Annotated in this window: 39 protein-coding genes; 30 read left to right on the forward strand and 9 right to left on the reverse strand. The window is 50.2% G+C overall.

What is annotated here, in order from left to right:
* The first annotated feature begins 31 nt into the window (after positions 1 to 31).
* Together hypE and ftsH4 are read left to right on the forward strand one after the other, a co-directional pair.
* Positions 32 to 1,069: a hydrogenase expression/formation protein HypE gene (gene hypE, locus IQE94_RS03760; protein ID WP_212716254.1), complete on the forward strand. Its 1,038-nt coding sequence runs from the start codon at positions 32 to 34 to the stop codon at positions 1,067 to 1,069.
* 130 nt (positions 1,070 to 1,199) lie between these two features.
* On the forward strand, positions 1,200 to 3,086 hold the full coding sequence (gene ftsH4 / locus IQE94_RS03765; protein WP_223342755.1) for an ATP-dependent zinc metalloprotease FtsH4: 1,887 nt from the start codon (positions 1,200 to 1,202) through the stop codon (positions 3,084 to 3,086).
* A gap of 32 nt (positions 3,087 to 3,118) precedes the next feature.
* On the opposite strand, the gene IQE94_RS03770 is transcribed toward ftsH4, so the two are convergent.
* From IQE94_RS03770 to IQE94_RS03790, 5 genes are all read right to left on the reverse strand, one after another.
* On the reverse strand, positions 3,119 to 4,099 hold the full coding sequence (locus IQE94_RS03770) for an ATP-binding cassette domain-containing protein (RefSeq protein WP_212722215.1): 981 nt from the start codon (positions 4,097 to 4,099) through the stop codon (positions 3,119 to 3,121).
* A gap of 59 nt (positions 4,100 to 4,158) precedes the next feature.
* Positions 4,159 to 4,800, reverse strand: a complete 642-nt coding sequence (locus IQE94_RS03775; protein WP_212716259.1) for a DUF3386 domain-containing protein — start codon at positions 4,798 to 4,800, stop codon at positions 4,159 to 4,161.
* Between the two features lie 296 nt (positions 4,801 to 5,096).
* Complete coding sequence (locus IQE94_RS03780; RefSeq protein WP_212722217.1) at positions 5,097 to 5,750, reverse strand: urease accessory protein UreF; 654 nt, start codon at positions 5,748 to 5,750, stop codon at positions 5,097 to 5,099.
* Between the two features lie 128 nt (positions 5,751 to 5,878).
* Positions 5,879 to 6,772 carry an acetylglutamate kinase gene (gene argB / locus IQE94_RS03785; RefSeq protein ID WP_212716260.1) on the reverse strand — a complete coding sequence of 298 codons (894 nt, stop codon included), beginning with the start codon at positions 6,770 to 6,772 and terminating at the stop codon, positions 5,879 to 5,881.
* Between the two features lie 260 nt (positions 6,773 to 7,032).
* The gene (locus tag IQE94_RS03790; protein ID WP_212716262.1) at positions 7,033 to 8,334 is read right to left on the reverse strand and encodes a sugar ABC transporter substrate-binding protein; all 1,302 of its coding nucleotides are present in this window, start codon (positions 8,332 to 8,334) and stop codon (positions 7,033 to 7,035) included.
* 180 nt (positions 8,335 to 8,514) lie between these two features.
* Between IQE94_RS03790 and IQE94_RS03795 the strand changes: the two genes are divergently transcribed.
* Positions 8,515 to 8,877 (forward strand): c-type cytochrome, encoded by a 363-nt coding sequence (locus tag IQE94_RS03795; RefSeq protein WP_212716264.1) that lies wholly within the window; start codon positions 8,515 to 8,517, stop codon positions 8,875 to 8,877.
* A 79-nt stretch (positions 8,878 to 8,956) separates the two neighbouring features.
* Here IQE94_RS03795 and IQE94_RS03800 read toward each other — a convergent pair whose 3' ends face one another.
* The 3 genes from IQE94_RS03800 to IQE94_RS03810 all read right to left on the reverse strand — a co-directional run bounded on the left by IQE94_RS03800 (position 8,957) and on the right by IQE94_RS03810 (position 10,600).
* Positions 8,957 to 9,349 carry a DUF1823 family protein gene (locus tag IQE94_RS03800; protein WP_212716266.1) on the reverse strand — a complete coding sequence of 131 codons (393 nt, stop codon included), beginning with the start codon at positions 9,347 to 9,349 and terminating at the stop codon, positions 8,957 to 8,959.
* A gap of 91 nt (positions 9,350 to 9,440) precedes the next feature.
* Positions 9,441 to 10,412, reverse strand: coding sequence for a metallophosphoesterase (locus tag IQE94_RS03805; RefSeq protein WP_223342756.1), 972 nt, complete (start codon positions 10,410 to 10,412; stop codon positions 9,441 to 9,443).
* Complete coding sequence (locus IQE94_RS03810) at positions 10,409 to 10,600, reverse strand: hypothetical protein (protein WP_223342757.1); 192 nt, start codon at positions 10,598 to 10,600, stop codon at positions 10,409 to 10,411. Before IQE94_RS03810 ends, IQE94_RS03805 begins: the two co-directional genes overlap by 4 nt.
* 12 nt (positions 10,601 to 10,612) lie before the next feature.
* Here IQE94_RS03810 and IQE94_RS03815 point away from each other — a divergent pair, with 12 nt between their 5' ends.
* Complete coding sequence (locus IQE94_RS03815) at positions 10,613 to 11,218, forward strand: chorismate lyase (RefSeq protein WP_212716271.1); 606 nt, start codon at positions 10,613 to 10,615, stop codon at positions 11,216 to 11,218.
* Positions 11,219 to 11,252: 34 nt separating this feature from the next.
* Here IQE94_RS03815 and IQE94_RS03820 read toward each other — a convergent pair whose 3' ends face one another.
* Complete coding sequence (locus tag IQE94_RS03820) at positions 11,253 to 11,723, reverse strand: Dps family protein (RefSeq protein ID WP_194015433.1); 471 nt, start codon at positions 11,721 to 11,723, stop codon at positions 11,253 to 11,255.
* 497 nt (positions 11,724 to 12,220) lie between these two features.
* On the opposite strand from IQE94_RS03820, the gene rplC reads away from it, so the two are divergent.
* The 26 genes from rplC to rplQ all read left to right on the forward strand — a co-directional run bounded on the left by rplC (position 12,221) and on the right by rplQ (position 26,156).
* Positions 12,221 to 12,862 (forward strand): 50S ribosomal protein L3, encoded by a 642-nt coding sequence (rplC, locus tag IQE94_RS03825; RefSeq protein WP_212716273.1) that lies wholly within the window; start codon positions 12,221 to 12,223, stop codon positions 12,860 to 12,862.
* A 39-nt stretch (positions 12,863 to 12,901) separates the two neighbouring features.
* On the forward strand, positions 12,902 to 13,534 hold the full coding sequence (rplD, locus tag IQE94_RS03830) for a 50S ribosomal protein L4 (RefSeq protein ID WP_212716274.1): 633 nt from the start codon (positions 12,902 to 12,904) through the stop codon (positions 13,532 to 13,534).
* The gene (locus IQE94_RS03835; RefSeq protein WP_028947551.1) at positions 13,527 to 13,832 is read left to right on the forward strand and encodes a 50S ribosomal protein L23; all 306 of its coding nucleotides are present in this window, start codon (positions 13,527 to 13,529) and stop codon (positions 13,830 to 13,832) included. Before rplD ends, IQE94_RS03835 begins: the two co-directional genes overlap by 8 nt.
* A 42-nt stretch (positions 13,833 to 13,874) precedes the next feature.
* Positions 13,875 to 14,705 (forward strand): 50S ribosomal protein L2, encoded by an 831-nt coding sequence (gene rplB / locus IQE94_RS03840; RefSeq protein WP_212716275.1) that lies wholly within the window; start codon positions 13,875 to 13,877, stop codon positions 14,703 to 14,705.
* Between the two features lie 32 nt (positions 14,706 to 14,737).
* On the forward strand, positions 14,738 to 15,016 hold the full coding sequence (gene rpsS, locus IQE94_RS03845) for a 30S ribosomal protein S19 (RefSeq protein ID WP_010871975.1): 279 nt from the start codon (positions 14,738 to 14,740) through the stop codon (positions 15,014 to 15,016).
* Between the two features lie 15 nt (positions 15,017 to 15,031).
* Positions 15,032 to 15,397 (forward strand): 50S ribosomal protein L22, encoded by a 366-nt coding sequence (gene rplV / locus IQE94_RS03850; RefSeq protein ID WP_010871974.1) that lies wholly within the window; start codon positions 15,032 to 15,034, stop codon positions 15,395 to 15,397.
* A gap of 29 nt (positions 15,398 to 15,426) precedes the next feature.
* On the forward strand, positions 15,427 to 16,149 hold the full coding sequence (gene rpsC / locus IQE94_RS03855; RefSeq protein ID WP_028947554.1) for a 30S ribosomal protein S3: 723 nt from the start codon (positions 15,427 to 15,429) through the stop codon (positions 16,147 to 16,149).
* Positions 16,150 to 16,201: 52 nt separating this feature from the next.
* On the forward strand, positions 16,202 to 16,621 hold the full coding sequence (gene rplP / locus IQE94_RS03860; protein WP_212716276.1) for a 50S ribosomal protein L16: 420 nt from the start codon (positions 16,202 to 16,204) through the stop codon (positions 16,619 to 16,621).
* 1 nt (position 16,622) lies between these two features.
* Positions 16,623 to 16,844: a 50S ribosomal protein L29 gene (gene rpmC / locus IQE94_RS03865; protein ID WP_194015440.1), complete on the forward strand. Its 222-nt coding sequence runs from the start codon at positions 16,623 to 16,625 to the stop codon at positions 16,842 to 16,844.
* Positions 16,845 to 16,851: 7 nt separating this feature from the next.
* Positions 16,852 to 17,097, forward strand: a complete 246-nt coding sequence (rpsQ, locus tag IQE94_RS03870) for a 30S ribosomal protein S17 (RefSeq protein ID WP_010871970.1) — start codon at positions 16,852 to 16,854, stop codon at positions 17,095 to 17,097.
* A gap of 23 nt (positions 17,098 to 17,120) precedes the next feature.
* On the forward strand, positions 17,121 to 17,489 hold the full coding sequence (gene rplN, locus IQE94_RS03875; protein WP_010871969.1) for a 50S ribosomal protein L14: 369 nt from the start codon (positions 17,121 to 17,123) through the stop codon (positions 17,487 to 17,489).
* Positions 17,490 to 17,837 carry a 50S ribosomal protein L24 gene (rplX, locus tag IQE94_RS03880; RefSeq protein WP_190596115.1) on the forward strand — a complete coding sequence of 116 codons (348 nt, stop codon included), beginning with the start codon at positions 17,490 to 17,492 and terminating at the stop codon, positions 17,835 to 17,837.
* Positions 17,838 to 17,933: 96 nt separating this feature from the next.
* Positions 17,934 to 18,476, forward strand: a complete 543-nt coding sequence (rplE, locus tag IQE94_RS03885) for a 50S ribosomal protein L5 (RefSeq protein WP_212716277.1) — start codon at positions 17,934 to 17,936, stop codon at positions 18,474 to 18,476.
* A 91-nt stretch (positions 18,477 to 18,567) separates the two neighbouring features.
* A complete protein-coding gene (gene rpsH, locus IQE94_RS03890) occupies positions 18,568 to 18,969 on the forward strand; it encodes a 30S ribosomal protein S8 (protein WP_194015442.1) in 402 nt (133 codons plus the stop codon).
* Positions 18,970 to 19,028: 59 nt separating this feature from the next.
* The gene (rplF, locus tag IQE94_RS03895) at positions 19,029 to 19,568 is read left to right on the forward strand and encodes a 50S ribosomal protein L6 (protein ID WP_194015444.1); all 540 of its coding nucleotides are present in this window, start codon (positions 19,029 to 19,031) and stop codon (positions 19,566 to 19,568) included.
* A 3-nt stretch (positions 19,569 to 19,571) separates the two neighbouring features.
* On the forward strand, positions 19,572 to 19,934 hold the full coding sequence (gene rplR / locus IQE94_RS03900; protein WP_212716278.1) for a 50S ribosomal protein L18: 363 nt from the start codon (positions 19,572 to 19,574) through the stop codon (positions 19,932 to 19,934).
* A gap of 39 nt (positions 19,935 to 19,973) precedes the next feature.
* Positions 19,974 to 20,495, forward strand: a complete 522-nt coding sequence (gene rpsE / locus IQE94_RS03905; protein ID WP_190596106.1) for a 30S ribosomal protein S5 — start codon at positions 19,974 to 19,976, stop codon at positions 20,493 to 20,495.
* A 68-nt stretch (positions 20,496 to 20,563) separates the two neighbouring features.
* Positions 20,564 to 21,007: a 50S ribosomal protein L15 gene (gene rplO, locus IQE94_RS03910; RefSeq protein ID WP_212716279.1), complete on the forward strand. Its 444-nt coding sequence runs from the start codon at positions 20,564 to 20,566 to the stop codon at positions 21,005 to 21,007.
* 101 nt (positions 21,008 to 21,108) lie between these two features.
* On the forward strand, positions 21,109 to 22,437 hold the full coding sequence (gene secY, locus IQE94_RS03915; RefSeq protein ID WP_212716280.1) for a preprotein translocase subunit SecY: 1,329 nt from the start codon (positions 21,109 to 21,111) through the stop codon (positions 22,435 to 22,437).
* 165 nt (positions 22,438 to 22,602) lie between these two features.
* The gene (locus IQE94_RS03920; RefSeq protein WP_370630504.1) at positions 22,603 to 23,166 is read left to right on the forward strand and encodes an adenylate kinase; all 564 of its coding nucleotides are present in this window, start codon (positions 22,603 to 22,605) and stop codon (positions 23,164 to 23,166) included.
* Positions 23,167 to 23,285: 119 nt separating this feature from the next.
* Positions 23,286 to 23,513 carry a translation initiation factor IF-1 gene (gene infA, locus IQE94_RS03925; RefSeq protein WP_010871959.1) on the forward strand — a complete coding sequence of 76 codons (228 nt, stop codon included), beginning with the start codon at positions 23,286 to 23,288 and terminating at the stop codon, positions 23,511 to 23,513.
* A 138-nt stretch (positions 23,514 to 23,651) separates the two neighbouring features.
* Positions 23,652 to 23,768: a 50S ribosomal protein L36 gene (rpmJ, locus tag IQE94_RS03930; RefSeq protein WP_010871958.1), complete on the forward strand. Its 117-nt coding sequence runs from the start codon at positions 23,652 to 23,654 to the stop codon at positions 23,766 to 23,768.
* Positions 23,769 to 23,850: 82 nt separating this feature from the next.
* Positions 23,851 to 24,234, forward strand: coding sequence for a 30S ribosomal protein S13 (gene rpsM, locus IQE94_RS03935; protein WP_010871957.1), 384 nt, complete (start codon positions 23,851 to 23,853; stop codon positions 24,232 to 24,234).
* A 48-nt stretch (positions 24,235 to 24,282) separates the two neighbouring features.
* Positions 24,283 to 24,675 (forward strand): 30S ribosomal protein S11, encoded by a 393-nt coding sequence (gene rpsK / locus IQE94_RS03940; RefSeq protein WP_010871956.1) that lies wholly within the window; start codon positions 24,283 to 24,285, stop codon positions 24,673 to 24,675.
* Between the two features lie 108 nt (positions 24,676 to 24,783).
* The gene (locus tag IQE94_RS03945; protein WP_190596096.1) at positions 24,784 to 25,728 is read left to right on the forward strand and encodes a DNA-directed RNA polymerase subunit alpha; all 945 of its coding nucleotides are present in this window, start codon (positions 24,784 to 24,786) and stop codon (positions 25,726 to 25,728) included.
* Between the two features lie 77 nt (positions 25,729 to 25,805).
* The gene (gene rplQ, locus IQE94_RS03950; RefSeq protein WP_010871954.1) at positions 25,806 to 26,156 is read left to right on the forward strand and encodes a 50S ribosomal protein L17; all 351 of its coding nucleotides are present in this window, start codon (positions 25,806 to 25,808) and stop codon (positions 26,154 to 26,156) included.
* Positions 26,157 to 26,168: the final 12 nt, after the last annotated feature.

The following is a 26,168-nucleotide window of genomic DNA, read 5'->3' on the forward strand; positions in this document are numbered from 1 at the left end:
ATTTTCCCTCCCATAAAGAGATTAACTTCTAGTGAACTTAGCCTGTCCCATCCCCCTTGAACGTTATCCCCAGGTGCTGTTGGCCCACGGTGGGGGCGGTAAGTTGAGCCAACAATTACTCAAGCAAATTTTTCTACCGGCCTTTGGCGCTTCCGAAACAGGCAGCCATGACGCGGCGGTGTTTACAGTTAACCCTGGATCCTGGGCCTTCACCACCGATTCCTACGTAATTAATCCCCTCTTTTTCCCTGGGGGCGATATTGGTTCTTTGGCAGTCCACGGTACTGTTAATGACCTGGCCATGGCCGGCGCTACTCCCCGTTACATTAGCGTTGGTTTTATCCTGGAAGAAGGATTGTCGATGGAAACCCTCTGGCGGATAGCCCAATCCCTGGGGCAAGCGGCGAAAAATTGTGGCGTGGAAATTATTACTGGCGATACCAAAGTGGTGGACCGGGGTAAGGGGGACGGCATTTTCATCAACACCAGTGGCATTGGTTCCCTTGACCATCAACAAACTATCCATCCTAGTCAGGTACAGGTGGGCGATCGCCTGATTCTTAGTGGGGATTTGGGTCGTCACGGCATGGCCATTATGGCGGTGCGTCAGGGGTTGGAATTTGAAACCACCATTGAGAGTGATTCAGCCCCGGTTCATCAAGAAGTGGAAGCTTTATTGTCGGCGGAGATACCGATCCATTGTCTACGGGATTTAACTAGGGGAGGGCTGGCCAGTGCGGTGAATGAAATTGCCCAAGCCGCCGGAGTAACCATGGCTTTGCGGGAAAATTTGATTCCGGTGGAGACAGAAGTGCAGGCCGCCTGCGAACTATTGGGTTTTGACCCCCTTTATGTAGCCAATGAAGGACGATTTTTAGCCATTGTGCCCCCAACAGCAGAGCAAAAAACCCTAGAAATTTTGCAAACTTTCCACCCCCAAGCCACGGCGATCGGTGAAGTTACAGGCAAAAGTGAGCAGAGTTTGGGGTTAGTCAGCCTGGAGAGTCGCATTGGTGCGTCCCGTTTGCTAGACATGATCAGTGGGGAACAATTGCCTCGTATTTGTTAGATTGCAAGTCACCAAACCCTAGGCTGAAAGCCATCGCCCAGAAATATTGCCTTAGGTTAGGGATATGATGAGGAAAGGCCGGTCAAGTAGATCGCCAGATTTCTTTGTTCAGTTACTCTCCTCCCCACCCATGGCCATCAAACCCCAACCCCAATGGCAACGTCGCCTTGCTAACGTTCTGCTATGGGGTGCCACCATTTACCTATTAGTCAACCTTCTTGCCCCGGCATTATTTGGCTCACAACCCCCCCAAGTGCCCTACAGTCTTTTCATTGACCAAGTGGAAGGGGACAAGGTTGCCAGCGTTTATGTGGGACAAAACGAGATTCGCTACCAACTCAAACCGGAAGCAGGGGATGAGGACAAAGATAAGGCCGCCGATGGACAAATTTTAAGAACTACTCCTATTTTTGATCTTGAGTTACCCAAGCGTTTGGAGGCGAAGGGCATTGAATTTGCCGCCGCTCCCCCAGCGAAAAATTCTTGGTTTGGCACCCTTTTAAGTTGGGTCATTCCGCCGCTGATTTTTGTTGGTATTTGGTCATTTTTCTTGAACCGTAATAACAACGGTGCCCCCGGCGGAGCTTTGGCCTTCACTAAAAGTAAAGCAAAAGTCTATGTGGAAGGAGACTCCACCAAAGTTACCTTTGATGATGTGGCCGGGGTAGAAGAGGCCAAAACAGAACTGAGCGAAGTGGTGGATTTTCTCAAATTTCCCCAACGTTACACTGCCCTAGGGGCAAAAATTCCTAAGGGTGTATTGCTGGTGGGCCCTCCCGGCACAGGTAAAACCCTACTCGCTAAGGCGGCGGCAGGGGAAGCAGGAGTGCCATTTTTTATCATTTCTGGTTCTGAATTTGTGGAACTCTTTGTGGGGGCTGGGGCCGCTCGAGTGCGGGATTTATTTGAGCAAGCAAAAAAACAAGCTCCTTGCATTGTCTTTATTGACGAATTGGATGCCATCGGTAAATCCCGGGCCAGCGGCGCTTTTATGGGGGGCAACGATGAGCGAGAACAGACCCTAAACCAACTGCTGACGGAAATGGATGGGTTCAGTGGGGCGGGAGCAACAGTGATTGTATTGGCAGCCACTAACCGCCCAGAAACTTTAGACCCAGCTTTATTACGTCCTGGCCGTTTTGATCGCCAGGTGTTGGTGGACCGGCCAGATTTGGCGGGCAGGCTGAAAATTTTAGAAATTTATGCCAAGAAAATTAAATTGGACAAAGAGGTGGAGTTAAAAAATATTGCCACCCGTACCCCTGGTTTTGCCGGGGCTGACTTGGCTAATTTAGTCAACGAAGCGGCATTGTTAGCCGCTAGGAATAAGCAAAATAGCGTTACCGAAGCTGATTTCCGCGAGGCGATCGAACGGGTGGTGGCTGGCTTGGAGAAGAAAAGTCGGGTGCTATCGGATAAGGAGAAAAAAATTGTTGCCTACCATGAAGTGGGCCACGCACTAGTGGGAGCACTGATGCCCGGCGGTGGTCAGGTGGCGAAAATTTCCATTGTGCCCCGGGGGATGGCCGCCTTGGGTTATACCCTACAAATGCCCACAGAGGATCGCTTTTTGTTAAACGAGTCTGAGCTACGGGACCAAATTGCCACTCTGCTGGGGGGAAGGGCCGCCGAAGAGATTGTTTTTGATAGCATCACCACTGGCGCCGCCAATGATTTGCAAAGGGCCACGGATTTAGCAGAGCAAATGGTCACCACCTACGGCATGAGCAAGGTTTTGGGGCCCCTCGCCTACGATAAGGGTCAGCAAAATAACTTTCTGGGGCAGGGCATGGGCAATCCCCGGCGCATGGTCAGTGATGACACTGCCAAGGAAATTGATCTAGAAGTCAAAGAAATCGTTGAGCAGGGCCATAACCAGGCTTTGGCAATTCTTGACCATAATCGCGATTTACTAGAGGCGATCGCCGAAAAAATTCTTGAAAAAGAGGTCATTGAAGGGGAAGAACTGCATCAGCTTTTAGGCCAGGTCGAAGCCCCTGCCACCGTAGCGGTGTGAGAAATTTCCTTACTTGCCCTCTTTAACAAAGATCAAAGTTTATTTTCCAAATTGCCTTGGGAAAATAGGCGGCCAATAATTTCTTCGATGGGAGGGTCAGACACGCTTAAATCTGATACCGGCAACTCCGCTAAAATCTTGGCGATCGCCGTGGTTAGGATTTCCCGTTTTAGCAAAAAGCGCACCAGTAAACCCTCCACACTCTCCACTTCCCCATAGAGCTGTAATTTTTCCAGAGCTATGGGATTAGATAATTCCACCGCCACTTGTCGGTAAGGGGAAAATCGCTCCACCAGGGCTTCTAGATCACCGTCATACATCAGTTGTCCCTGGTGAATCAATAGCACCCGTTCACAAAGGGTGGTGATGTCTGCCATGTAATGGCTGGTCAATAACACGGTGGCTTGGTAACGCTGGTTGTACTCTTGTAAAAACTGCCGCACTGCCACTTGGGCATTAACATCTAGCCCCAAGGTGGGTTCATCCAAAAATAAAACGGTGGGGTGGTGGAGCAGGGCCGCTAACAATTCCGCTTTCATTCTTTGCCCCAGGGAAAGCTTCCGCACTGGTTGCTTCAATTCCGTGGTTAGACCGAGCATTTCGCTCAACTCCCCTAGCCGTTGCTCAAAGATTTGGTCAGGAATTTCGTAAATTGCCCCATTGATGCGGAGGGAATCCAGGGTAGGTAAATCCCAGATTAGCTGTTGCTTTTGCCCCATTACTAAACTGGTGCGCCGTAAAAAGGCTGTTTGTCGACGGAAGGGATCAAAGCCCGCCACCCGCACTTTGCCCCCGGAGGGTTTAATCAGCCCCGTGAGCATTTTCAACGTGGTGGTTTTGCCCGCTCCATTGGCACCGAGGAAGCCCACCATTGCACCCGGGGGAATGGTAAAGGAAATATCTTGCACTGCAAGAATTTGGCGGTAACGTCTCTGCCAAAAATGTTGCAATGTTCCCTTGAGACCGGGGGATTTGAGGGCAATGGGATAAACCTTACTCAAATTTTCCACCACAATGGTGGGGGCAGACTTTGATACCAACGGAGTTGCTAACCTAGACAAAACGCTGTCACCTATGCCAAAAGTTCTAAATTGGTGAAGCTAAAATCAGTGAAGTTTTTTTCCCCTCCAGCGACGATCGCCTCTACGGTTTGCTGACTGGGCAGATAATAACCTCCTAGTTCCACATAGGTTTCGATGAAGTCCCTTTTACCTTTGAGGGTGTCAGTTTTAGGATCTTTAAAAATGGCGTTATACTTGACGGCAATGTAGCCGGAGCCGGTATCCAAACTTTCTTCGGTGTTGATGGTGAAGGCCACAGGCCCCATCACTCGACTGACCTGGCAGATTTCCGTACCCCGGATTTTATAGTTCGACCCCATGGCATCTCCCTTCACATCAATGGCGATCGCCCCAGACGTATCGGTTTCCCCAAAGCTGAACTGATTTTTGCCATGGGAATTTTCAAAGTTCCCCTGTTTTCTGTGGGTAACAATGTCCCGCATTTGGTTATAAACGCTTTCCTGTACCGTTTCGTCACTAAAACCAGTCACGGTGACGGTGTAGTCTGCCTTCACCTCCACTTCCCCTTCATAGCGTTCATCCCCCTGGGTAACGGTGAGATGGGCCCGATAACCGGGAAAATTTTCGTCCCAAGTGTAGCGGTTTTCATAGGCGGCTCGGAAAGCTTCTTGGGCAGTAACAGTAGCAGTCATAGGATGAGGTAATAGATTAATTGAGTATAACCAGCATTACATAGGAGCCGGTACTTTGTGCAAAGGGATACAAAAACAGCATACTTTTGTCTTCAACTACCGCAAGGTCTGAAATTCGACTAAATTATTGATTGCCTAAATACTTTCAATCATAGCCTCGACATTGTATTGAAATTTTTGATTAAATCCTTCTATAAGACAAAAAAATTAGTCTTTTAAACACAGTAATGTCTTCTTTAATTTGTTCTATAAACAATGGAAACTACTCAATGGTTGAGGATCATTACTAGCGAAGGCTAACTCCGGAATAATCTAGTGTATTGACTTTCATGGCCCATGCTAGCTAGGGCTAACCCCCAACTGCAACTGTACAAATCATCATCCTCTAGCAATAAAATTCTCTGCCATTGATGCAAAATGATGGGTGTTAAATGCAACAATAGTTTTTGTCCTGCCGTTTGTCCCAACGGAATCAGCCTTACCCCCGCTGAAATCAAATTATTAGCCCAACTGTGGAGATAGCCCAACCCACTCTGATGGAGATGAATGTTCCAAAAAGCCGCCCCTATGCCAAAGGCGATCGCATAGTTACAGGGTTCTGTGAAAGGAATAGGCTCAAACCAATCCTGTACGGCCGGGTATAAATCCACCAACAATTTTCGCAGGGATCCTCCCATTTGCAAACTTTGTTCTCTTAATTCCCGACTTTCCCTAGTGGCCGTTAACCATTGATTCCAATACTGTAAATGTTTAACAGTGGAGCTGGATACCATATCGGTTTTGGCAAGTTGGCCAGCAAGGCGATGGGCCCGAACCATAATGGCTGTGTCCACCGTAATGGAGCCCTGACTTAATTCCTCAGTGATCCAGGCTCCCAGGGTATCTCCATTGGTAACATCACCCCGTTCTATCAACCATTCCAAGGCTTCGGAATAGTTGTAGGCTCCCACCGGGAGGGTCGGGCTGACCAATTGCAACAGTTTTAACTGAGCAGACCCTGAGAGCAATGGTAAAAAGTTATCGTCCAAAATGATTGCTTAATCAATTGTTGAAGGAGTTGAAAAAAATTTCTTCCACCTCAAAGATCATAGCCCGAAGCCACAATCATCGAACCAATGCCTAGATCGGTGAATACTTCCAGCAACAGGGCATGGGGTAAACGACCATCCAGAATATGGGCTGCTCTCACCCCCTGGGCTAGGGAGCGCACACAACAGTTGACTTTGGGAATCATGCCTCCGGCCACTATGCCGGAGCCAATCAGTTCCCGCGCCTGTTGAATATCTAACTTATGGATTAGGGTGGAGGAGTCTTGATAATCTCGCAGAATGCCTCTGGTGTCGGTGAGGAGGATTAATTTTTCTGCCCCCAGGGCCGCCGCCAATTCCCCAGCACAGGTGTCGGCATTGATGTTGTGGGCTTGGCCGAATTCATCCGCCGCCACACTGGAAATAACGGGAATATAACCGCTTTTCACTAAAGTTTCCACCACCCGGGCATCAACGGAACTCACCTCCCCCACAAAACCAACGTCCTTATTGGTCATGGTGCGGGCAGTCATTAATTGGCCGTCTTTGCCACAAAGTCCCACCGCTTTGCCCCCGGCTTGGTTAATTAAATTGACCAATTCTTTGTTAACCCTACCCACCAGAACCATTTCCACAATATCCATGGTGGCCGCATCGGTGACCCTTAACCCATCTTTGAATTGGGGTTGAATGCCCACCTTATCTAACCAAGTGTTAATTTCTGGCCCCCCGCCATGGACCACCACTGGGCGAATGCCAACGGAGGCCATAAAGACGATGTCCCGGATCACCTTGTCTTTGAGGTTGCTGTCCTTCATGGCAGCTCCCCCATATTTGACCACCACAGTGCGGCCAGCAAAGTGTTGGATGTAGGGCAGAGCTTCACTAAGGATTTTGACTCTGGTGGCGGCTTCCTCGCCGATATAATCTTGGGTACTGTTCATGGCGATCGCTAGGTGAATGGTGGAGATGGGTTTTGACTCCAGGGAGCAAAACTGCCTGTCAGTTTAAATGCTAAAGGCAACGTGAAAACTGTTCAGAGCTAACAGTTGCCCTAGGGGGGTGAAGATTTTTAGCAATGCCTTTGGCAATGGGTCTGCTGTAAGTTGTGCTTGTTTCTGTCCATCTCCATCGACGAAAGGGTTGGATAAAGACAACGGCTGGGCTATGAGAAAAGCTTGACTGTAACTACAACTACTTTTGTTTAGCCTTTCAAATTGTCATTCCAGACTTGTTCTGCATCCTGTAGGGCCTGGTCTACGGTTTTGTTGCCCACCATGGCGGCCCCAAGATTTTCGTAGATGATGCGCTTAAGTTGATTAAGGTTGGCCATGGGAGGAATTAACACTTCTGCAGTAGGCAATTGTTCCAATGCTACCCGGCGGGCATTTTCCAAGGAACTGGCGTTACTGATTTGTGCCAACTGCTGTCGATATTTATCAACAGCACCAATGGTAGAGGGTAAGACGTTGGCTTCTTTGATGAAGGCAAATTGGTTATCAGTATTGGTCACAAATTCGGCAAATTTAATTGCTCCAGTGGGATTTTTGGTGCTCCGGGGAATGACTAGATTCATCACTGCCACATTTCTTTTCCCGGTTTCCCCGACAATTTGGGGCGCTGCGGCAGAAACTTTCGCAATGCTGGGGGCATTTTTCTCCAAACTAGCTAATAGTTCTGGCCCCGCTGATAAAAAGGCGATCGCCCCGGACTGATAAAGGTCCCCGGCCCGACGATGTCCTTCGGTTAAAACTTCCGGTGGCAGTAGTCCCTGCTGATACAAATCCACCCAATATTGAAAGGCCATTTTGCCGGCGGGACTGTTAAAGGCGGCTCGGCCGTCATCGTCCACCAGCCTGACTCCCATTTGCACTAGGCTTTCTAGGGCTTCGGCGGAATCGGAGGGGGAAAAAGTGATGAAAAAACCATACTTGCCGGTGGTTTCTCGAATTGCTTTGGCGGCCACCGCTAACTCTGCAAAGGTGGCTGGAGGAGCGGACAACCCCGCCTGTCGTAGTAGGTCCTGGTTATAGATGGTGATGCGGGTGGTGAGGTACCAGGGGAAACCAAACACCTCCCCTTCCCTAAGACTGTTGGCTTGCCAAATACTAGGCAGATAGCGGGCCTTAACTTCGGGGCTCACCTCCTGTTCCAAATTGAGCCAGGCATTTTTACTGGCTAATAAAGAAGCAAAAGTGGGGTTGAGGTTAACTACGTCGGGGGCTGTGTTAGCCGAGACAGCGGTGAGAATTTTGCTCTCCATGGCATTCCAGGGAATATCCACCCAACTTACCTGCTCCGGTGGATTTTTTCGTTCAAAGGTACCAATTAATTCGTCAAAATACTGGTTAAATTTTGGTTGTAGTTGCATGGTCCAAAAGCTGACTTCCCCCTCCATGCTCTGGGGTTGCTTACCCTGGCAACTGATTAACCCACTGAGCAACAGTCCCAGACACGCAAACAGAAACCAACGTCTTGGCGATCGCCATCGGCACCATGAAACCATCGTAAAAGCTGGGGAAATTATAAAAATCGGTGGGCTAGGAATGGGACTGCCATGGCCCCTCCATAAACCTAGTCAATTTTAGCCTGGCCGTAACTTTGACAGATTGTCTTTTGACTTTGCCATGTTCCCCTCCCATAATACCTTCGCGTCTTGAAGACTGTATCTTTGAAAGGAGAACTAATGTTTAAATTATTTAACCAAGCTAGCCGAATTTTTTTGGGCATTGCCCTCCCCTGTCTGATTTTCTTAGGGGGGATTTTTTCCCTGGGTAACACAGCCTTCGCCGCTGACCTGGCCCATGGTAAAGCTATTTTTGCCGGTAACTGTGCCGCTTGCCACAATGGGGGTCTCAATTCCATCAACCCCAGCAAAACTTTGAAAATGGCTGATTTGGAAGCCAATGGCAAGAACTCCGTGGCCGCAATTGTTGCCCAAATTACCAATGGTAATGGAGCTATGCCCGGCTTTAAGGGTCGCATCAGTGACAGCGACATGGAAGATGTGGCGACCTACGTGCTTGACCAAGCAGAAAAGGGCTGGTAGATATCCCAGTTTTCAATGGTTTGATCAGGGAGAATAGGGGGCTGGGGGGTTGAGTGAGTCTCCCTGGCCCATTTCTTTGTCAATGCAATGGGAGCTTGTGGATAGCCATGTAACTGAGCAACCAATTAACTGCTGTAGCTCTGCGGGTGTGGCGGGGGGTAAACTCGCCAATTTTATAACCAGTAAAACCCAATTGTTCCTTGAGCAATTGTTTATTTTCCGGGGGAATAGACCGGGTCAGTTTAACTGTAGGGGGGCGATTTTCGATGAAATTGGGCGGTTCGGGATACTCCTGGGCCCAGCTTGACTCCACTTCTTCTAGTTCCCACCGTTGGCGATCGCCGTCGAATCGATAACCGAGATAGTAGGCAAGTAGAGCGTTGACCACCTCATCACTGATTTCTTGGTTGATGATGGCCCAGAAGGTGTCTTTGTTGAGGGGGGGGAGATTGTTTGGGGTAACTACAGCCATGGTCTGAAAAAAAATTGGCAAGTCTGGGGACAAATCCCCATGGTAGTTTTAACTGGCCATTGATAACTAACCATCCCAACTAGTCAGTTGCTCACCTAACATTGCATAGGGCTGAGCCCAAACTTGCTCCACAGGCCTGCTGTTCCGCTGGGGTCAAATTTGCTTCCCTCAGGTCTCGACGGATTACCCGTCCATTATGGCCCAACAGAAACCGGGGTAAAGATTCCAGTCCCACAGGGCTCAAATCCTTCATATCGTAGGTGGTGTACTGCACTTGATCCAGTTGACCGAAAGTGAAATCTAAAATGGTTAACGTCTTTGGCGATCGCCGTTCTTGGCCAATTAAAGCTCTGGGGCCTGCCCCCAAAATACCAGTGTGCAGTAACTCTAAATTACCCCGCCGGCCAGGATAGTAAGCGTGTTGGTGACCGCTGATATAGGTATGGACTTGGTACTTTTCCAACAAACCCCTTAACTGCTCAGCATTGGCCATCACCTCCCCCGGCTTATTGCGACCTTCCGCCACGCCATAGAGGGGTAAATGTCCGATCGCCAGTCTTAACTTAGCTTGCCGAGCCGGGGCACTGGCCAGGGCCATTTCCACCCAAGACAATTTTTCCGGGGGAATCCGGTGGGTTGACCCATCCCACACCAGAAAAAAAACACCATTTTGACTAAAAGTGTAGTAAAAAGGAAAATCACTTTTATCCAGGAAAGTTATGCCTGGATCATGGGCTGGGTTACGCCAATAACGAGCCGCCAACTCCCGTTCATTTTGGAAACGAAAACGACGATTTTGATCCAGGGCACCGGAAGCATCGTGGTTGCCCAAGGTAAAACCAAAGGGAATTCTGGCTTGCCGCAGGGGTTGGGCCACCACCCCGTCAAAGGCGTCCCACATCGCTTGAATTTGGGCATTGGTTAATTTGGGACTCTGCCCCGCCACCATATCTCCACTACAAAGGACAAGATCTGGTTGCAAACTGGGAATGAGTTGCAACGCCTTGGGGACTTCCGGTTCATAGTTGGTGGAACCATAGACGCTGTTGAGGTCACTGATCACCGCAATGCGTAGATCCCCCTAGGTGGAAGCGCTTGTCCCAGCCCCACCGATCCCCCTGGAGATGTTAACCATGACCCGGTAATAATCCCAACAAAAACGGCGATCGCCAGAATCCAGAAAGCCCACCGCCGTAGCGTGAGTTTGTTATCATCAAAAAAGTCACGAAAATGTAAAGTTTTGTAACGCACAGGCAGTTCCCCTTGAACCTTTCTCCGGCCGTTTCCCCTTCCCTTGCTTGGCATTCACTGGACCTACTCTGGCAGGGGGATCAACACGACATTAGGCATGGTCTACCCCACAGCATCCTGCCTCCCCCATGGCAAATCCTCATCCTTGGGGACGGTTCCCCCACCAGGCACCTGCAACTACTCACTGGAGAGAAGACAGAGGTAGATGTGATTCACATGGCCCCGGTGGGTCCCAGGGATGACGGCGCCCCCCCCCAAATTAACACTGTACCCAGTCCTCATCTGCGACGCCAGGTGTGGCTGAGAACCCAATCTGGCCAAAGGCTAGCCTACGCTGTTTCCTGGTGGGATGCCAGCCATGTGGACGAATATTTGCAAAATCGCAATTTACCCATCTGGGACAGCCTTTCCCGCTTACATACCGAGTTATATCGAGACATCCAGGCAATATACTGTGGCCACAACCGTGCCTTAGCCGATGCTTTTGATCAGGAAGGGCCTTTTTGGGGTCGTCATTACCTTTTTTGGCATGACCGTAAACCCCTAACCCTAATTTATGAAATTTTTTCTCCCTACCTATCCCGCTACCTAGGAGAATTGCCCAGGGCGAAATTCTAGTAAAGTTTCAGCCAGGAATAGGTAAAACTGAAGTCTATTTGTTCATGGCCCGTAACATCCAAGCCGTCTTTTCATGGACTCGCATCCGGTCTGAAGCCAAGGCAATGGTGGATTCATCATCAGCAGGTTGGGAAAACTTGAGCACATCCCGACAGGACTGGACAATGGTTTCGTGACCCTTGGTCAAAATGTCGACCATTTCTTTGCTGGTGGGGATGCCATCCACTTCTTGAACAGAACTCAGCTTGCCAAATTCTTTATAGGTACCGGGGGCAAAAACATCCAAACTGCGGATACGCTCCGCAATGTCATCCACTGCCAGAGCCAACTCATTGTACTGTTCCTCAAACATGAGGTGTAAGTCGCGGAATTGGGGGCCAGTAACGTTCCAATGGAAGTTATGGGTCTGTAGATAAAGGGTGTAGGTATCGGCCAACAGTTTTTTCAGGGACTCGGCAATTTTGACGCGATCCGCTTCAGGAATGCCGATATTGATCGTAGCCATACAGGAATATCTCCATTTAACAAAATTTAACACAGTACCATTTTAACGAAATTTGCGCGTCAGCGAAAGAATATTTGTTCTTGCACCTCCGAGGAGATGCCCTGCCAGGAAAATTAATTTGACGGGGGTTCCCTTTATGGCTATGATGGTTAGTCGCGGTCAAAACTGGATATTAGATCGAGATAATATCAAAACGTTAAACTGCTATTTTTGAAGACCCCCTGCAGATACTGGAATGCCATAGGGTTTCTAAGTCTGACCAGGAATTAGGGTTATCCGCCTTCTGAACCCATGTAGGACTAACTCTCCCTACCGCTAGGACACAAGGTGGTCTCTCAAGCCAAGCTTGATTGAAACGCTCCATCGACGTAACTAAATCAGTTATTTATCGGGCTCAAAGCCGTTGACCAAAGGCATTCTCCTGGGGTCTGTGCTTTATGTCCGGGGTGTTTCTTGTTTGTTTATTCACATTAATTATTTAGTGCAGAGGGTTGACCGTGTCTATCGGTATTTTAGGAACCAAGCTGGGCATGACCCAGATATTTGATCAAGAAAGCGGCATTTCCATCCCCGTGACGGTAGTGCAAGCCGGGCCCTGTCCCGTTACCCAAGTTAAGACCCAAGACACCGATGGCTACAATGCCGTACAGGTGGGTTTTTTGCCGGTTAAAGAAAAAGCCTTGTCCAAGCCTGAATTGGGCCATCTGAAAAAATCCAACACTGACCCCATGCGTCACTTGAAGGAGTACCGTTTGACGGAAGCTCCCAGTTTGCAGGCCGGGGACGCGGTCACAGCGGACATTTTCCGAGCTGGGGACCTGGTAGATGTGGCTGGCCAAAGTATGGGTCGCGGTTTTGCCGGTTACCAAAAGCGCCACAATTTCCGTCGGGGTAACATGACCCACGGTTCTAAAAACCACCGCTTGCCCGGTTCTACTGGGGCTGGTACTACCCCTGGTCGGGTCTATCCCGGTAAAAGAATGGCTGGTCAGTATGGTGCTTCCCAGGTTACGGTGCGCCGTTTAACGGTGGTGCGAGTGGATGCGGAACGGAACTTGCTGATCATCAAAGGGGCTCTGCCCGGTAAGCCCGGCACTCTTTTGAACATCACCCCTGCTAAAACCGTTGGTCGGGGCTAGGTTGCCTTTTCTATCCGTCACTGCTGAAGGAACAAAACTATGGTTGATTGTATTGTAAAAAACTGGCAGGGAGAGGAGGTAGGTAATGCCTCCTTGACCCTCAAGGTTGCTAAGGAAGAAAATGCGGCCCACATTGTTCACCGGGCCCTGGTGCGACAACAAAATAATGCCCGCCAAGGCAATGCTTCTGCCAAAACCCGAGCGGAAGTTCGGGGGGGCGGCCGCAAACCCTGGAAACAGAAAGGCACTGGTCGGGCCCGGGCGGGTTCGATCCGTTCTCCCCTCTGGCGGGGTGGTGGGGTAATCTTTGGTCCCAAACCCCGGGATTATAGCCAAAAAATGAACCGCAAGGAACGGCGTTTGGCCCTGAGAACGGCGATCGCCTCCCGAGCGGAGCATATAGTGGTAGTGGAAGAATTTAGCGATCAGTTCAGCCAACCCAAGACGAAAGAGTTGGCCACGGCATTGACTCGTTGGGGTGCTAAACCAGAAAAACGGGTATTGTTAATCCTCGATGAAATTTCAGAAAATGTATTTTTTTCTGGGCGCAACATTCCCTATTTGAAAATTTTACGGGCAGATAACCTCAATATCTACGACATCCTCGTTGCAGACACCATTGTGGCCACCGCCACTGCCCTCGAGAAAATCCAGGAGGTTTACGGTGAGTAAGGTAATTGACCAGCGTCGTTTGGCGGACTTGATTATTAAGCCGATTGTGACGGAAAAGGCCACCCTACAACTCGAAGACAATAAATATGTCTTTGACGTGCGCCCCGAAGCCACCAAGCCGGAAATTAAGGCGGCGATCGAGCTACTTTTTGACGTCAAAGTAACTGGCGTTAATACGGCGCGTATGCCCCGCAAACAAAAACGGGTGGGTCGTTTCATGGGTTTTAAAGCCCAAGTAAAACGGGCCGTTGTCACCCTCAAAGAAGGCGATAGCATCCAATTGTTCCCCGACGTGTAAGCCACGTTTAGACCACCACTGCATTAACTGTTATCTAAACCCATGGGTATTCGCAATTATCGGCCAATGACACCAGGAACTCGGCAGGCAAGTGTCTCCGATTTCACTGAAATTACTAAAAGTACGCCGGAAAAGTCATTAACTACCAACCGCCACGACCATAAAGGTCGCAATAACCGCGGGGTGATCACCAGTCGTCACCGGGGGGGAGGGCACAAGCGTCTTTACCGGATTATCGACTTCAAACGCAATAAACAAAACATTCCGGCCCGGGTGGCGGCGATTGAATACGATCCCAACCGAAACGCCCGCATCGCCCTCTTGTTCTACACCGATGGGGAAAAGCGTTATATTCTTGCCCCCGCTGGACTACAGGTCGGCATGACTGTCATCGCGGGGGAAGAAGCCCCCTTTGAAGTGGGCAATACCTTACCCCTGAGTCGCATTCCCCTGGGTAGTGAAGTCCACAATGTGGAATTGGTAGCCGGTCGGGGTGGCCAAATGGTGCGCTCCGCTGGGGCTTTTGCCCAGGTGGTGGCTAAGGAAGGAGACTATGTGACCATTAAACTGCCTTCTAAGGAAGTGCGCATGGTTCGGAAGGAATGTGTGGCGACCCTTGGTAGGGTGAGCAATGCCGAATTCCGTAACCTCAAACTTGGTAAAGCCGGTCGTAAACGTCACCTTGGTCGTCGTCCCCATGTCCGGGGGAGTGTGATGAACCCCTGTGACCACCCCCATGGTGGTGGGGAAGGCCGGGCGCCCATCGGTCGTTCCGGTCCTGTATCCCCCTGGGGTAAACCGGCTCTGGGGGCTAAAACCCGCAACAAGAAGAAGCGCAGCAGCGCTCTGATTGTCCGTCGCCGCACCAAATAATTATTTTTGTTTTTATTCGTTGGAACTGAACTATGGGTCGTTCACTGAAAAAAGGTCCTTTTGTGGCTGCTTCCCTGCTCCGCAAAATTGACAAGCTCAATGACAAGGGGGATAAGCAGGTGGTTAAAACCTGGTCCCGGGCTTCGACAATTCTTCCCCAGATGGTGGGCCATACCATCGCCGTTCACAACGGTCGCCAGCATGTGCCAGTGTTTGTTTCCGAGCAAATGGTGGGCCATAAGTTGGGGGAATTTGCGCCGACTCGCACCTTCCGCAGTCATTCTAAAAGCGATAAAAAAGCGCGTAAGTAACCAGAGGTAAGCAGTATGACAAAACTTGATACGACGGCCGAGGTCAAGGCGATCGCCCGTTACGTGCGGATGTCTCCTCTAAAAGTGCGCCGGGTGCTGGATCAAATCCGGGGGCGCTCTTATCGAGAAGCTCTGATAATTCTGGAATTTATGCCCTATAAAGCCTGCGAACCAGTGCTCAAAGTACTGCGTTCCGCCGTGGCCAACGCTGAGCATAACGAAGGTTTGGAACCTGCAGATCTAGTTGTTAGCCAGGCCTTCGCCGACGGTGGCCCCAGTTTGCGACGTTTTCGTCCCCGAGCCCAGGGCCGTGCCTACCAAATTCGCAAGCCTACTTGCCACATTACCGTTGCCGTTGCCCCGGCCTTGGCAGATAACTAACATCGCTGTTCACGTCACGCATACAAAACATGGGACAAAAAATACATCCAGTTGGCTTCCGCCTCGGTATTACCAAAGACCACAAATCCTGTTGGTATGCCGATCCCAAGCGCTACCCGGAGCTTTTACAGGAAGACCATAAAATTCGCCAATATATTGAGAAGACCCTCAACAATGCCGGTATTTCCGATATCCGCATTGAGCGTAAAGCTGAACAGATTGAGTTGGGCATCCACACCGCTCGCCCTGGGGTTGTGGTGGGTCGGGGAGGCTCTGGTATCGAACAACTACGGGAAGGTTTACAAAAACTGCTGGGTTCAGCCCGCCAGATTCGAGTCAATGTTATCGAAGTACCCAATGCCGATGCTGATGCTGCTCTAATGGCTGAGTACATCGGTCAACAGTTAGAACGTCGGGTTTCCTTCCGGCGCGTCGTGCGCCAAGCCCTACAACGGGCGGAACGGGCCGAAGTTAAAGGCATCAAAATTCAGGTTAGCGGTCGTCTCAACGGGGCAGAAATTGCCCGGACGGAATGGGTGCGGGAAGGCCGGGTGCCTCTCCATACTCTGCGGGCGGATATTGATTACGCCTACCGCACTGCCCTGACCACCTACGGCATTTTAGGTATTAAAGTCTGGATTTTTAAAGGGGAAGTTATTCCTGGACAGGAAGCTACCATCGTTGCTCCCCCCAGCCAACCCCGTCGTAAATCCCGTCGGCAACAGTTCGATGACCGTTCCCAGGACGGTTAAGCGCCATCCCTTTGGCGATCGCCACTCATTAACGCCTATTCGTTAACGCACTATGTTAAGTCCTAGAAGAACAAAATTCCGTAAACAGCAACGGGGCAGGATGCGGGGTCTAGCGGAGCGGGGCAGTACCCTCAACTTCGGTGAGTTCGCCCTCCAGGCCACCGAACCCTGTTGGATCACCTCCCGGCAAATCGAAGCCGCCCGTCGAGCCATGACCCGTTACATCCGTCGGGGTGGGAAGATTTGGATCCGTATTTTTCCCGACAAACCCGTCACCATGCGTCCCGCTGAAACTCGGATGGGTTCCGGTAAAGGTTCCCCAGAATATTGGGTAGCGGTGGTTAAGCCCGGCCGCGTCATGTTTGAATTGGCTGGAGTATCAGAGGAAGTGGCTCGGGAAGCCATGCGCCTCGCCGCCCAGAAGTTGCCCATTAAGACTAAATTTATTACCCGTCAGGAGGATTACATTTAACATGGCTCTTCCCAACATTGCGGACGCAAGGAAACTCGGCGACGAAGAACTGGCTACGGAAATCCTCGCTACCAAGCAAAGATTATTCCAACTCCGGTTTCAACAGGCTACCCGTCGTCCCGAAAATCCCCATGAATTTAAACATGCCCGCCATCGCTTAGCCCAACTATTAACGGTGGAAAGGGAACGACAACTTGAGAACAGTCCTTCCGAGGAGGAATAGAAACACCATGGCGATTAAAGAACGTGTGGGTATTGTGGTCAGTAACAAAATGGATAAAACCGTGGTTGTTGCTGTGGAAAGCCGTTCTCCCCACCCCAAGTACGGCAAGATTGTCGTCAAAACCAAGAAATTTAAGGCTCACGACGAAGAAAACCAGTGCCAAGAAGGGGACAAGGTTCGCATCCAAGAAACCCGCCCCCTGAGCAAAACCAAGCGCTGGCAAGTAATCAACATTATGAGCCATTCATCCTAGTCTGATTTTTTTAGGAAAACGCCGTGATTCAACAACAAACCTATCTCAATGTCGCGGACAACAGTGGGGCTCGTAAGCTCATGTGTCTGCGGGTTCTGGGCACGGGGAACTGCACCTATGGTGGTATTGGCGACCAAATTATTGCCGTGGTGAAGGATGCCCTACCCAACATGCCGATCAAAAAGTCCGATGTGGTACGGGCGGTGATTGTCCGAACCAAGCAGCCCCTGCGCCGAGCCAGTGGCATGAGTATCCGCTTTGACGACAATGCCGCTGTGATTATCAATGCCGAAGGTAATCCCCGGGGTACCAGGGTATTTGGCCCCGTGGCCCGGGAACTGCGGGACAAAAACTTTACCAAGATTGTTTCTTTGGCTCCGGAGGTGCTCTAAATGACTAAAACCAAACAAGCTCCCCACCGGGTGAAGATGCACGTCAAAAAAGGCGACACCATCCAAGTAATTTCTGGCAAGGATAAGGGCAAAGTGGGGGAAGTCCTGCAAACCATTCCGAGCCAAAGTCAAGTGGTGGTCAAAGGGGTTAATATCCGCACCAAGCACGTCAAGCCCCGCCAGGAAGGGGAATCGGGGCAAATCAGTAGCTATGAAGCTCCCATCCATAGCTCTAAGGTGATGCTCTATTCCACGAAGGAAAAAATTGCCAGCCGCATTTGCTACACCGTCACTGACGATGGTCGTAAGGTGCGCATGCTGAAAAAGACGGGAGAAATCATCGACTAAAGGCTGGCGCCGTTGCCTCCTGGCAGACCCCAGACTTCAGCTTGATGTGCCCGGTTCATTTATTCTCTGACCAAGCCCAGAGACCCTGTAAATACCATGACTCAACGACTTAAAACCCTTTACCAAGAGACCGTTCTTCCTAAGTTACAGGAGGAGTTTGGCTATAAAAATATCCACCAAGTTCCCAAATTGATCAAGGTTACTGTCAACCGGGGATTAGGGGAAGCTTCCCAAAATGCCAAAGCTTTGGAGTCTTCCCTGGCGGAGTTGGCCACCATTACAGGGCAAAAGCCGGTAGTGACCAGGGCCCGCAAGGCGATCGCCGGTTTTAAAATCCGGGAAGGTATGCCGGTGGGGGTGATGGTTACCCTCCGTTCCGAGCGGATGTATGCCTTTTTGGATCGCTTAATTAACTTAGCTTTGCCCCGTATTCGGGACTTCCGTGGCATCAGCCCCAACAGCTTTGATGGCCGGGGTAACTACAGCTTAGGCATTCGCGAACAACTGATTTTTCCCGAAATTGATTACGACACTATCGATCAAATTCGGGGCATGGACGTTTCCATCATTACCAGCGCCCAAACCGACGAAGAAGGCCGTGCATTGCTCAAAGCTCTGGGCATGCCCTTTAGAAGTTAATTTAGTCGCGGCTCAGGGTGATTGATCAGTAACAAGTTTCCATCAATCCACCTGAATCATCATCCATTAGGAGAATCTACCAGCAGGAATAATGGCTTCAACAGACACAATTTCCGATATGCTCACCCGCATCCGCAATGCCTGTGCGGTGAGACATAGCACTACCCAGGTGCCCACCACTAAAATGACCTTGAGCATTGCCAAGGTGCTCAAAAGCGAAGGATTCATCGAAGACTATGCTGAAACCGGCGAAGGCATTAACCGGACTTTAGTACTCACTCTGAAGTATAAAGGTAAGACCCGTCAGCCCCTAATCAATACCCTCCAGCGGGTCAGTAAGCCTGGTTTAAGGGTCTATGCCCCTTCTAAAAAAATTCCTCGGGTGTTGGGCGGCATTGGCATCGCCATTGTTTCCACCTCCCACGGCATTATGACCGACAGGGAAGCCCGTCGCCAGGGCATTGGGGGCGAAATCCTTTGTTACATTTGGTAGTCCTGGTCGAAGGCTACTATTGCATTACTACTTAAACTTAACTTTACAGAATTAATCCTATGTCCCGTATCGGAAAACGCCCCATTCCCATCCCAGCGAAGGTCAGCGTAGATATTCAAGGCACCCATCTGAGTGTGAAAGGTCCCAGGGGTTCCCTGGAAAGACATTTGCCGGAAAAGGTAATTGTGGCCCTGGAGGGGGAAACCATCACCGTCACTCGTCAGGATGAGTCCCGCACTGCCCGGGAACGTCATGGCTTGGTACGTACCCTCGTTGCCAATATGGTGGATGGGGTAGCCCAAGGCTTTGAGCGTCGCCTGGAGATCCAAGGGGTGGGCTATCGAGCCCAGGCCCAGGGCAATAAGTTGACTCTGAATGTCGGCTATAGCAAGCCCGTGGAAATGACCATGCCCGAAGGCATTGAGGTCAAAGTTGAAAATAACACCCAGGTAATTGTCTCCGGTATTGACAAGGAACTCTTGGGTAATACAGCGGCCAAAATCCGGGCTGTGCGGCCACCGGAACCCTACAAGGGTAAAGGTATCCGCTACCAAGGTGAATATGTCCGTCGTAAAGCTGGTAAGACAGGGAAAAAATAAACCATGAAAAGTACTCGTAAATCTGCCACCCAACGTCGTCACCATCGTCTGCGTCGCCATCTATCTGGTACCAGCGAGCGGCCCCGTTTGGCGGTTTTTCGGTCCAATGACCACATCTACGCCCAGGTGATCGATGACGTGGCCCAACACACCCTTGCGGCGGCCTCCACCCTCGACCCCGATTTGAAAAAGTCCCTCAGTTCCAGCGCCACCCAGGATGCTTCCGCAGAGGTGGGCAAATTGGTAGCCCAACGGGCGATCGCCAAAGGCATTAACCAAGTAGTTTTTGACCGGGGTGGTAAGTTGTATCACGGACGGGTAAAAGCTCTGGCGGAGGCGGCCAGGGAAGCCGGTCTCGATTTCTAACAACGTTAACCAAACCCATTAACATCCAAGGAAATTACTATGGCAAAGCGTCGTAAAACCAGCCGAGAAAAAAAAGAAGACACCAACTGGCAGGAACGGGTTATCCAAATCCGTCGGGTCAGTAAGGTGGTCAAAGGCGGTAAAAAACTCAGCTTCCGGGCGATCGTGGTAGTCGGTAACGAAACTGGCCAGGTCGGCGTGGGAGTGGGTAAAGCTGGGGACGTAATCGGAGCCGTCCGTAAGGGGGTGGCCGATGGCAAAAAACAACTGATTGAAGTGCCCCTGACCAAGTCCAATTCCATTACCCATATCACCAATGGGGTTTCCGGGGGAGCCAAAGTAGTGGTTCGTCCTGCCGCCCCTGGTACCGGGGTAATTGCCGGTGGTGCTGTTCGTACTGTGCTAGAACTAGCCGGAGTTAAGAATATCCTGGCTAAACAACTAGGCTCCAATAATCCTCTCAACAATGCTCGGGCTGCCATCAACGCCCTGGAAACCCTGCGCACTTTCTCGGAAGTGGCGGAAGAGCGGGGAGTTGCCGTGGAGCATCTCTACACGTAAGCCCAAGGTTCTAAGCCTTTGGTAGGTGAAAATTCCATCTCCTGTGAACTTAATTTTTGATATTAGCCATGAATTTGAGCGAACTCTCTCCCAAGGACGGTGCCAAAAAACGCCGTCGCCGTGTTGGCCGGGGTATTGCGGCAGGGCAAGGCGCTAGCTGTGGTTTTGGTATGCGGGGTCAAAAATCCCGTTCCGGTACCGGTACCAAAGCTGGTTTTGAAGGGGGACAAATGCCCCTCTACCGTCGTCTGCCTAAATTAAAACACTTTCCCCTCTACAACCCTAAGCATTTTACGGTGGTTAACGTCGGTAAATTGGCCGGCCTAGCCCCCAACACCGTGGTCACCCTAGAAAGCTTAATGGAAGCGGGTATTGTCACTAGTAACGACGGCCCTTTAAAAATCCTGGGTAACGGAGAATTAGCCGTGGCTCTCACCGTCCATGCTCCCTGTAGCAAAGCGGCCCAAGCCAAAATTGAAGCGGCCGGTGGCAGTGTGGTGGCGCAGGGCTAACAATAGTAACCAAAATCCTTCCCCATTAACGGGGAGAAGGAGATAATAGGTTCATTCATTGTTTTGCTTCATCCCTCGCACTTTTACTCAGGTATAAATAAATGGTCGTAAGTCGAGACAAAGCCCCCTCTGCCCAGGAAACTTTCCTGCAGATGGCCCAAGCGGCTGGCCTTCGGGGTCGGCTGCTTATTACTATTGGGCTACTAATTTTAGTCCGGGTGGGAATTTTTATTCCGGTACCGGACATTGATCGCCAGGCCTTTAGCCAGGCCATCAACGATAACTCTGTTATTGGTTTTTTGAATATTTTTACCGGGGGCGGTTTATCCACCGTGGGGATTTTTGCCCTGGGGATTTTGCCTTACATTAACGCTTCCATCATCATGCAACTGCTAACAGCGGCCATTCCGGCCCTGGAAGATTTGCAGAAAAATGAAGGGGAAGCAGGGCGGCGGAAAATTTCCCAATACAGCCGTTATATTGCCTTTGGCTGGTGCATTATCCAAGGTTTAGGTTTAACCATTGGTTTACTACGCCCCTATGCCAACAACTATGGTCCCTTATTTATTTTTCAAACGGTTTTAGCTATCACCGCCGGCTCCATGTTTGTGATGTGGATTTCGGAGTTGATCACAGAAAGGGGTATTGGTAACGGTGCTTCCTTGTTGATTTTTGTCAACATTGTGGCTACCCTACCCCAGACCTTGGGTCAAACCATTGAGTATGCCCAGTCTGGAGGCCGGCAGTCCATCACTGCAGTGGTGCTGTTGATGCTGGTTTTCCTGGTCATGATTGTGGGAATCGTGTTTGTACAGGAAGGTACTAGGCGCATTCCGATTATTTCTGCCCGCCGTCAGGTAGGGAAAAAGCTCTATCGGGAACGCACTAGCTATTTGCCACTGCGCTTGAACCAAGGGGGGGTAATGCCAATCATTTTTGCCTCCGCTGTGCTGATTTTGCCCTCTTCCCTGGCTGGTTTTGCCACTGGTAATGAAGGCTTAGGAGGGTTTGGGGAAATTCTCATCCAAATTTCCAACGCTTTACGCCCTGGTACTTGGGTCTACACTGTGATTTATTCCGTGATGATTTTCTTCTTCAGTTATTTTTACGCCAGTCTGATTGTCAACCCAGAGGACGTGTCAAAGAATCTAAAAAAGATGGGCTCTAGTATTCCCGGTATTCGCCCTGGGAAAAAGACTGAACAATATCTGGAGGGAGTGCTTAACCGTCTCACCTTTTTAGGGGCAATTTTTCTCAGTTTTGTGGCTACTCTACCCATTTTTGTGGAGCAGGCCACCGGGGTGACGACCTTCCAGGGTTTGGGGGCCACATCCCTGTTGATTCTGGTCGGGGTAGCCATTGATACGGCAAAACAGATCCAGACCTATGTCATTTCCCAGCGTTATGAAGGGATGATCAAACAGCCCTAGGGTGTCCTTGGGTATTGATGGGAACGAATTGGTAACGATGGATCGTGCATCAATGGAGCAAATTTGTTGGTCACATTGTTAAACAAATGGTGCGGTTGGGGGAAGTTGGCGCAGACATTTCCTTGACCGCTTTTTATTAGTAATTTTTTGGAGTTTTTACGGACTATGGCCATGGCTAAAGGTTTAATTTTTCTAGGGGCCCCTGGCTCTGGTAAAGGGACCCAGGCGGTCGGTTTGGCGGACACCCTTGCGATTCCCCATATTTCCACTGGAGACATGTTGCGTCAGGCGATCGCCGATGGCACAGAGTTGGGTAACCAGGCCAAGGATTATATGGATCGGGGGGAACTGGTGCCCGACCAATTAATCCTGGGGTTAATTGAGGAGCGGTTGGGCTATAAAGATGCCAAAGCTGGCTGGATTTTGGATGGTTTTCCCCGTAACGTTAACCAAGCAATTTTTCTCGATGAGTTGTTAGTTAATATTGGTCACCGTACCCATTGGGTCATTAACCTAAAAGTTCCCGATGAAGTAATTGTGGAACGCCTGTTGGCCAGGGGGCGGGCGGACGATAACGAAGCCACCATTCGCAATCGGTTGTTGGTTTACACAGAACAAACCGCTCCCCTCATCGCCTACTACCAGGAACAGGGCAAACTTTACTCCCTCGATGGTAATCAGCCAGTGGAAGTCATCGCCGCCAGCCTAGAAAAATTGGTCAAACCCTAGGGGCAAAATGTTAAGGCAAGCATAGGTTGGCCAATGGAGCAACCTAGATTTGTTATGATTGACGATGGCGCTTTTTTCGATATTTTATTCCATTCTATTTTTAGGAGGTCATTAACCGCTTGTCTAAACAAGATTTAATTGAGATGGAAGGCACGGTGATGGAGTCATTGCCCAATGCCATGTTTAGGGTCGACCTTGACAATGGTTTCAACGTTTTGGCCCACATCTCCGGCAAAATTCGTCGTAACTACATCAAAATTCTCCCCGGCGATCGGGTCAAGGTGGAATTAACTCCCTACGACCTCACCAAAGGTCGCATAACCTATCGTCTTAAAAATAAAAAGTAATCATTAATTTGACGTTGGCAAAGGCTAAAAATTAAATGCTTCCCCTCGTTGGGGAAAGCTGATTTAAAATTTGCCATGACACGGCTACGATAACTTGTTATAATTAAGAGCTTGCAGTGTTGCCAAAGAAAATCAGGCATGAAAGTTAGAGCTTCCGTTAAGAAAATGTGTGATAAGTGCCGCGTTATTCGTCGGCGCGGTCGTGTGATGGTCATCTGTTCCGCCAACCCCAAGCATAAACAGCGTCAAGGTTAGCAGTTCCCCTAGTGATTACCATCCCGGTTTGTCTTAAACCCTACTCCATAAATTTATTGAACTTATTTAGAGGAAAATCAACGTGGCACGCATAGCTGGTGTTGACCTGCCTCGGGATAAGCGTGTGGAAATCGCCCTCACTTATCTGTACGGTATTGGTCTGTCGCGCTCCCATGAAATTCTGGACGCAACCGGGGTTAGCCCCGATGTCCGAGTTAAAGATCTCAGTGATGAAGATGCGCTGAAGTTAAGAACCTACATCGACGAAAATTATGAGATCGAAGGGGATCTCCGTCGTTGGGAGGCCATGAACATCAAACGCCTTGGAGACATCGGCACCTATCGTGGTCGTCGGCATCGCCAAGGCTTACCAGTGCGGGGACAACGTACTAGAACCAATGCCCGTACCCGTCGAGGCCGCCGCTTGACCGTTGCCGGCAAGAAAAAGACCCCTGCGAAGAAATAATCTTCCCCCCATCTCTGTCCTGTTTATTGAAGCTTTCAAGCAATCATTATGGCGCGTCCTACCAGAAAAACTGGGCCCAAAAAAGCAAAAAAGAATGTCCCTAGCGGGGTGGCCCACATTCAATCTACTTTCAACAACACCATTGTCACCATTTCCGACATTCGGGGTGATGTAATTTCCTGGGCTTCCGCTGGTTCTAGCGGTTTCAAAGGAGCCAAAAAAGGCACTCCCTATGCTGCCCAAACCGCCGCTGACTCCGCTGCCCGTCGGGCCATGGAACAGGGCATGCGGCAATTGGAAGTGATGGTGAGTGGACCTGGCGCTGGTCGGGAAACCGCTATCCGGGCTCTCCAGGGAGCTGGTTTAGAAATCACCCTGATCAGGGATGTTACCCCCATCCCCCACAATGGTTGTCGTCCCCCCAAACGCCGTCGGGTCTAGGACAGTTAGATTTTTTGCTAACAGCTTTTTTGAGCAAATCGTAATTTCCTCTGACTGAGATAGCGTCGGTCAAGCTATTTACACGGAGATATAAGGGAGGTCGCGTTAGTGGCGCAGTTTCAAATTGAGTGTGTGGAATCCAGCACCAGAAAAAATCAACAGCAGTACAGTAAGTTTTCCCTTGAACCCTTAGACCGGGGCCAGGGAACGACGGTGGGAAATGCTTTGCGACGGGTGTTGTTGTCCAACTTACCCGGGGCCGCGGTAACGGCTATCCGCATTGCCGGGGTTAACCATGAGTTCGCCACTATTCCAGGGGTCCGGGAGGATGTTCTGGAAATTATGCTGAACATGAAGGAACTTGTGCTCAAAAGTTACACTGATCAGCCCCAGATTGGCCGCCTAACGGCGATCGGTCCGGGGACGGTAACGGCGGCCCAGTTCGAGGTGCCTTCAGAAGTGGAGGTTATTGATCCCAACCAATACATTGCTACTTTGGCAGAGGGGGCCAAACTGGAAATGGAATTCCGGGTGGAGCGGGGTGTAGGTTATCGGATTATCGAGAGGGGTAAGGACGAAAATTCATCCCTGGATTTTCTCCAGATTGACTCGGTGTTTATGCCGGTGACCAAGGTCAATTACACGGTGGAAGATATTCGGGCTGATGGCATGAGTCCTAAGGATCGACTGATCTTAGACATTTGGACTAATGGCAGTATTCAACCTCGGGAAGCTTTATCTGAAGCTTCTGATATTATTGCCAATCTTTTCATCCCCCTTAAGGATCTCAATGAGCTGGAAGCAGCCCATAGCGATTACCAGGATGAGGTCAACCCAGAAAGTCAAATTCCCATTGAGGAGTTACAACTTTCTGTCCGTGCCTATAACTGCTTGAAGCGGGCCCAGATTAATTCCGTGGCGGATCTACTGGAATATAGCCAAGAAGATCTACTAGAAATTAAGAATTTTGGTCTCAAATCCGCGGAAGAGGTGATTGAGGCACTGCAAAAACGTTTGGGTATTACCCTGCCCCACGAAAAGGCTAAAGCTTAACAAGCTCAATGGGTTTGACTACTGCTTCTGGCCTTGGGGTAACCCCCTGTTGTTAATTTTTTAGGAGTTCAGTTACCATGCGACACAGATGTCGAGTGCCTCAGTTGGGGAAGCCCGCTGACCAAAGAAAGGCCCTCCTGCGGGCTTTGACCACAGAATTGATCCGCCACGGACAAATTAAAACCACTAAGGCTAGGGCTAAGGCGGTGCGTTCTGAGGTAGACCGTATGATTACCTTGGCTAAGGATGGTTCCCTAGCTGCCCGTCGTCGGGCCCTAGGTTACATGTACGACAAACCCACAGTCCATGCTCTATTTGCGGATGCTCCCAGCCGCTATAAGGATAGAGATGGGGGGTATACCCGCATTATCAGAACCCTGCGTCGCCGGGGTGACAATGCGGAAATGGCTGTGATTGAATTGGTTTAACTAGTCTTGCTG

This window comes from Synechocystis sp. PCC 7339, assembly GCF_019924095.1.
GTDB lineage: Bacteria > Cyanobacteriota > Cyanobacteriia > Cyanobacteriales > Microcystaceae > Synechocystis.